This is a genomic window from Candidatus Avelusimicrobium stercoris (genome assembly GCF_002437085.1).
Classification (GTDB): Bacteria; Elusimicrobiota; Elusimicrobia; order Elusimicrobiales; family Elusimicrobiaceae; genus Avelusimicrobium; species Avelusimicrobium stercoris.
Genome location: NZ_DJOA01000030.1, coordinates 1 through 5,915, shown reverse-complemented (window position 1 = coordinate 5,915; position 5,915 = coordinate 1). Strand labels below are relative to the sequence as shown.

The window sequence follows — 5,915 nt, the reverse complement described above, 5'->3', positions numbered from 1 at the left end:
AGCCGGTGGATTTTCATATCAGTAAAAAGCACCCCGGGGAGAATATCCCCGGGGTGCTTTGCATTACACTAGAATTTTGCGTGCCGCGGGAGCGACTTGCGCCACGCGGCGTTTGAGCCAAACACCGGTTTATAACGACATCTTCACGCCGTCAATAAACTCCTGCCACGGGCGTTTGGCCTCGCCGCCGCCTTGGGCAAAGTCGGCGCGTCCGCCCGCGCGGCCGTTCAGGTCCGCCGCGATTTGCTTGGCAACGGTTGCCGCATTGGTATTGGGCAGGCTGCCCGCCGTTTTGACGACAAACGCGCGTTTGCCGTCTTTATCGCAAGCCACAATAATCAAGGCCTGTTTGTACTTTTGGGCAATGGTATCAGCGATGTTGCGCAGTTCCTTGGGTTCGGCACCCTCGGCGTTGCGTACCACCAATACTGTACCATTTTTCAGCGTGAAACTCATCTCGTTAATGCCACCGGCGGCCAAGGTCTTTTCGCGGAATTGCAAGTAGCGTTTTTTGACCTCTTTCAGTTCGTCCGCAATCGCATTAACGCGTGTGAAGACATCCTTGGACGGCACTTCCAAACGGGCGGCCAATTCTTCGGCTTGGCGGTTGACATTCTTTAAATAGTCCAGCGCAGCATAACCCGCCACGCCTTCCACGCGGCGCACCCCGGCGGAAACGGAGCCTTCTTTAAGCACTAAAACCGTCATTACATCCGCCGTATTTTTAACGTGCGTACCCGCGCACAGTTCCAAACTGTACTTTTGTTCCGGGTGAGCAAAACTGCCGCCCATTAACACAAAGCGGGCCGGGTCGGCGTATGTTTCGCCCAACAAGGTTACCGCGCCCAATTTTTCGGCATCGGCCAGCGGGCGCACCTCGCAAGTAACGGGAAGCGCATCTTCGGCGGCTTTATTGGCAATCGCCCACGCCTTGTTTAATTCCTCAGCGGTCGGCGTTTTGGAAAGCGTATAGTCAAAGCGGAAGCGTTCCGGCGACACATAAGAACCGCTCTGGTGTACGGACGTGCCGAACACCTGGCGCAAGGCCGCGTTGACCAAGTGGATAGCGCTATGGTTGGCCATACAGCGTTTGCGCAGGGCCGCATTGACCGTAAGCGTAACCTTTTGGCCTTTTTTCAGCGTGCCGGAAATTTTGTGCAAGAACACCTTGGCAACGGGCTTTTGCACATCGTCCACGCGGGCAATTTCTTTTCCGTCCAGCGTGATAACGCCCTTATCGCCCACCTGTCCGCCGGATTCAGCATAGAAAGGCGTGCGGTCAAAGACGGCGTAACCTTCACCGTTTACTTCGTCCGTCAGTTCAAATTTGTCGTTTAACAACATCAGCGCGGTGCCCTCGTCCGTCAGCGTTTCGTAACCCGTAAACACGGTGGCGGGGTTGTGGGTTTCCACGTGCTGCATCATATAGGCTTTATCCTTGGTAAATTCGTCCGCATAGGAACGGCTCTTTTCCTGCGCGGCGGATTTGGCTTTTTCGTAGCCCTTTTCATCCACGGTTACGCCCTTGGCGGCCGCGATTTCCTTAGTCAGTTCCAACGGAAAACCAAAGGTTTCGTGCAAGTGGAACGCTTCTTCGCCGGGCAAGGTTTTGCCGCAGGAAGCGAGCAGGGCGGAAAGTTTTTCTTCGCCGTTTACCAAGGTTTTTAAGAAAGTGGTTTCTTCCAATTTCAGCACGTCTTGGATGTGCGAAAGGTTCTTATCAATTTCCGGGTACAGGCCCGCAAAAATTTCCTTTACCACCGGGACTAAGGTATAAAGATACGGTCTATCGTTGCCCATTAATTTGGCATAGCGCGCGGCGCGGCGGATTAAGCGGCGCAAAATGTACCCGCGCCCTTCGTTAGAGGGCAAAATACCTTCGGCAATTAAGAAACTGGAACTTCTGACGTGGTCCGCAATAATACGCAGGGCGGAAACCTCCTCTTTGGTGTTTCCCGCAATATGCAAGTCCTGCTTGGCGCGGTTGATGAGCGGGGTGAAGAGGTCAGTTTCAAATACGTTTTTGGCGTTTTGCATCGCCATACACAAGCGTTCCAAACCCATACCTGTATCAATATTGTTATGCGGCAAGGGTTTAAAGGTACCGTCCTCTTGGCGGTTGTAACTTTCAAATACAATGTTCCAAATTTCTACGAAGCGGCCGCAGTCGCAGGTGATGTCGCAATGCGGATTTTTGCAGCCTTTATCGCCAAAGTCATAATAAATTTCACTGCACGGACCGCACGGACCGGTGGAGCCCATCGTCCAAAAGTTGTCCGCTTCACCCAGTTCAAAAATGCGTTCTTTGGGCACATAGTTAAGCCACAGATTATAGGCTTCTTCGTCGCGCGGGGCAATGCCGCCCTTGTAAATGCTAACGTAGAGTTTATCCGGGGATAAACCAAGTACCTTGGTTAAATATTCCCACGCCCAATCAATGGCTTCCTTTTTAAAATAGTCGCCAAAGGAAAAGTTGCCCAGCATTTCAAAAAACGTCAAATGGCGTTCGGTAAAGCCCACACTGTCAATATCCGTGGTGCGCACGCATTTTTGGCAGGTGGTGGCGTTTTTGAGGGAGTCGTCAATGCCTAAAAAGTTGGCTTTAAACTGCACCATACCGGCGGAAGTAAAAAGCAAGGTCGGGTCCGAGTGCGGGATAAGGGAACTGGACGCGATAATCGGCAGTCCTTTGGAGTGGAAAAATTGCAAATAACCGTTTCTGATTTCTGTACTTGTTTTCATAAAACCTTCTTAACGTAGCGTTTAAAACATATATAATAAAGTATATCAAATACAGGGGCTTCCACGCCCGCTGTACGGAGGAACAAATGACTTTTAATCCCCAAGCCGTCCGCTTTGTGTGTTTTGACGCGGATGACACCCTTTGGAAAAACGAAGAATTTTACCGCGAAACGGAAGATAAATTTTACGCGCTTTTTGACGGAAAATTAACCGCCAAACAGGCGGGAGAAGCCCTGTTTAAAACGGAAATGGGCAATTTGGAAACCTTTGGCTACGGGGCCAAAAGTTTTACGCTTTCTATGATAGAAACGGCCCTCGCCAACCTAGATAACGAAGAAGCCGCCCGCGCCGCACGCGAAATTTTGCAACTGGGCAAGGCGCTTATTAACCGTCCCGTAACCTTACTGCCCGGCACGCAAGAAACCCTACGGGCCCTGCACGGCAAGTATCATTTGTCCGTCGTTACCAAAGGCGACCTGCTGGACCAACAGCGCAAACTGAAAAATTCCGGGCTTCTGCCGCTTTTTGACCATATAGAAATCCTAACGGAAAAAACTCACCAGGCGTATTTGGATTTATTCGCCTGTTTGCACGCGCAACCCAATGAGGTGCTGATGGTGGGCAATTCCCTGCGTTCGGACATCTTCCCCGCGCTGGAAGCCGGGGCACAGGCGGCCTATATGCCGTGTGCGTTTACTTGGCAGCACGAGACCCGCACCGAGCCGGAAAACCCACCGTATTTGCAAATTAATACGCTAACAGACATACTGCCTGTTTTGTTATAATTTCCCTATGAACAAAATTTTTGGATATTTACTGATTTGCGCCGGGTTAGGCTTAATCTTTTTTTCGCTGACCGGGATGTACAAGGTTTTTGTAAACGGCGGGGCCGTGATGCCCGTTATACAATTTGCAGATATGCAAATTAATACGCAATACGGGCCAATGCTGCTGCCGATGAAGAACCTCAGCTCGCTGGCGAACTTGGGCTTGTTTGCGGTACTTATGATGTTTGTGTTATCTGCCGGAAGCAAGGTAGCACAAATCGGCAACGGGCTACTCAAAACCGAACGCTTGTGCGAAATGATTAAAAACAGCCGCACAGACGAAGAAACACTGAAAAAATTATGAAAATCCTTTTTATCTTAAACCCCAAAAGCGGTAAAACCCAATTAGACCAGGACCGTTTGGAAGCAATGGCAAAATGTATCCAACTGAATTTTCCGGGGGCTGATATGCGCCTGACCAAGGCCGCCGGACACGCCACGGAACTGGCCAAAGAAGCCGCCGCCAATGGATACGACGCCGCGGTGGCTATCGGCGGGGACGGAACTATTAACGAAACGGCACGCGGGCTGGCGGGCACGAATACGGCTTTGGGCGTAATCCCCAAAGGATCCGGCAATGGCTTTGCGCGCGAGTTGGGTATGCCGCTTTTATTTGAAGAGGCCGTAATGCGTTTGCAACGCGCGAAAATCCACCCGTGCGATGCGGGGCGCGCCAACGGAGAACTCTTTTTAAATTTGGCCGGGGTCGGCATTGAAGCCGAAATCGCCTGGCAGTTTATGGAACAGGGCAAAACGGGCAACCGCGGGATGTGGCCTTATTTCAAAATCGGCGCGAAAACCGTTTTTTCCTATCAGCCCAAAACCTTGGAAGTAGATTTAGACGGCCCCCCCCTTACCTTGGCCCCTTTGACCTTGGTATTTGCCAACGGCCGCCAATACGGCAGCAACTTTAAAATTGCCCCCAAGGCCAATTTAAGCGACGGCGAACTGGATATGGTTATCGTGCGGGATGCCCCCAAGTGGAAACTGGCATTGTCTGCACCGTCTTTCTTTACCGACAACTGGCGCCCCTTCGGCATTACGGAAACCACACACGCAAAACACGCCGTTATCCGCGTGCCGGGCGACATTGTCTATCACATTGACGGCGAGCCGCGCAAAACCAAGGACCAACTGGAAATTGCCATACAGCCCGGTGCGTTAAAGGTAATGTTCCCGGAGAAATAAATGGCCCGCAGAAGAAGAACCTCCACCCGCAAAACAAATAAGCAGGTAAAATTTTGGGCGACCGTGATTGCCACCGCCGTGCTGTACATTATGCAGCAGCAGGGCAAGCCGCTCACCCAAACAGGCGAGGTGGAGGACGGCGCGATATTTAGGGATGTGTCTATCGCCTCGGTATATGACGGGGACACGTTCAAAATTAATTTAAATTGCTCCCTGGCCGTATATTGCGAAAAAGTACCCGTGCGCGTGCGCGGGGTGGACTGCGCGGAAATGAAGGGCAAGACCGAAAAGGAAAAGCGCAAAGCCCAACAGGCCAAGGAATTTACCCAAGCGTTTTTGGACCAAAAACCTATTACGCTTTCCGACTGCGGACGGGATAAATATTTCCGCCTGCTGTGCGACGTAACCAACGGCGAAGGCAAAAACCTGGCGGACGAACTCATCCGCCGCGATTTAGGCTACCCATACGACGGCGGCACGAAGTCCAAAAGGTATCAATAATTATTACGGCAACCGGTAATGATAGGTTAAAGCGTCATCCATATCCGCTTTCATAACGCCACCCATAGATAAACAGACACCTTGCAGTGTTTCCAAATTGGTAGCCTTTTTATCCATACCGCACCAGCGGGTTCCCGGCATAAAGTTGGATTGTTCAAAATAAACGTGATAAAATAAACCGCCCTGCACGCGGCAGTAAATTTCCCTATATTTAGTTTGCACTCTGCAATTTCCCCACGAAGATGACACCATTGCATTATTCATAGACAGCGTGCCGGGCATAGAAATATCCAAATCGGTTAAGTCCTCCGTATAATTTCCTGTCGCCATATAATATGTTTCTTCCGCCATAGAAAGGGCGCTCGCCGCCGTTAAGGCCTGGGTAAAGCGGGACTTTAAAACCGCTTTATTATACTGTGGCAAGGCCACCGCCGCCAAAATACCAATAATAAGGACGACGACTAATAATTCTATGAGGGTAAAACCCGCGGTTGCCGGGCAAATATTAGCCGTTCGGCCACTTGTTGTTAAGCCGTCATCCCCGAGGAATTTAGTCGGGGATCCGTTGTTGTCGTTGCCTTTTTTTTTAAATAACGGCAGATTCCCGAACGCTCCGCGCCGGCAGACACTCGGAAATGACACAATAGAAGTAAATCC

Annotated in this window: 6 protein-coding genes; 4 read left to right on the top strand and 2 right to left on the bottom strand. The window is 51.0% G+C overall.

The window, feature by feature from the left end:
* Positions 1 to 129: 129 nt before the first annotated feature.
* Entirely contained in the window at positions 130 to 2,742 is a 2,613-nt protein-coding gene (gene alaS / locus B2118_RS04680) for an alanine--tRNA ligase (RefSeq protein WP_428053638.1), read from the bottom strand.
* Positions 2,743 to 2,828: 86 nt separating this feature from the next.
* Between alaS and B2118_RS04675 the strand changes: the two genes are divergently transcribed.
* Genes B2118_RS04675 through B2118_RS04660 form a run of 4 tightly spaced genes read left to right on the top strand, consistent with a single transcriptional unit; the run spans position 2,829 to position 5,258 of the window.
* Complete coding sequence (locus B2118_RS04675) at positions 2,829 to 3,527, top strand: HAD family hydrolase (RefSeq protein ID WP_428053636.1); 699 nt, start codon at positions 2,829 to 2,831, stop codon at positions 3,525 to 3,527.
* Positions 3,528 to 3,534: 7 nt separating this feature from the next.
* The gene (locus tag B2118_RS04670; RefSeq protein ID WP_428053634.1) at positions 3,535 to 3,873 is read left to right on the top strand and encodes a hypothetical protein; all 339 of its coding nucleotides are present in this window, start codon (positions 3,535 to 3,537) and stop codon (positions 3,871 to 3,873) included.
* Positions 3,870 to 4,757, top strand: a complete 888-nt coding sequence (locus B2118_RS04665) for a diacylglycerol/lipid kinase family protein (RefSeq protein WP_428053632.1) — start codon at positions 3,870 to 3,872, stop codon at positions 4,755 to 4,757. Before B2118_RS04670 ends, B2118_RS04665 begins: the two co-directional genes overlap by 4 nt.
* Positions 4,758 to 5,258: a thermonuclease family protein gene (locus B2118_RS04660; protein WP_428053630.1), complete on the top strand. Its 501-nt coding sequence runs from the start codon at positions 4,758 to 4,760 to the stop codon at positions 5,256 to 5,258. It begins immediately after the preceding gene.
* A 3-nt stretch (positions 5,259 to 5,261) separates the two neighbouring features.
* On the opposite strand, the gene B2118_RS04655 is transcribed toward B2118_RS04660, so the two are convergent.
* The coding region (locus B2118_RS04655; protein WP_428053628.1) for a type IV pilin protein at positions 5,262 to 5,915 on the bottom strand (654 nt) is incomplete at its 5' end.

What these genes read in the sequence shown, in the direction of transcription:
- alaS (WP_428053638.1), bottom strand. Translation starts at nt 2,742, where the DNA reads ATGAAAACAAGTACAGAAATCAGAAACGGTTATTTGCAATTTTTCCAC.
- B2118_RS04675 (WP_428053636.1), top strand. Translation starts at nt 2,829, where the DNA reads ATGACTTTTAATCCCCAAGCCGTCCGCTTTGTGTGTTTTGACGCGGAT.
- B2118_RS04670 (WP_428053634.1), top strand. Translation starts at nt 3,535, where the DNA reads ATGAACAAAATTTTTGGATATTTACTGATTTGCGCCGGGTTAGGCTTA.
- B2118_RS04665 (WP_428053632.1), top strand. Translation starts at nt 3,870, where the DNA reads ATGAAAATCCTTTTTATCTTAAACCCCAAAAGCGGTAAAACCCAATTA.
- B2118_RS04660 (WP_428053630.1), top strand. Translation starts at nt 4,758, where the DNA reads ATGGCCCGCAGAAGAAGAACCTCCACCCGCAAAACAAATAAGCAGGTA.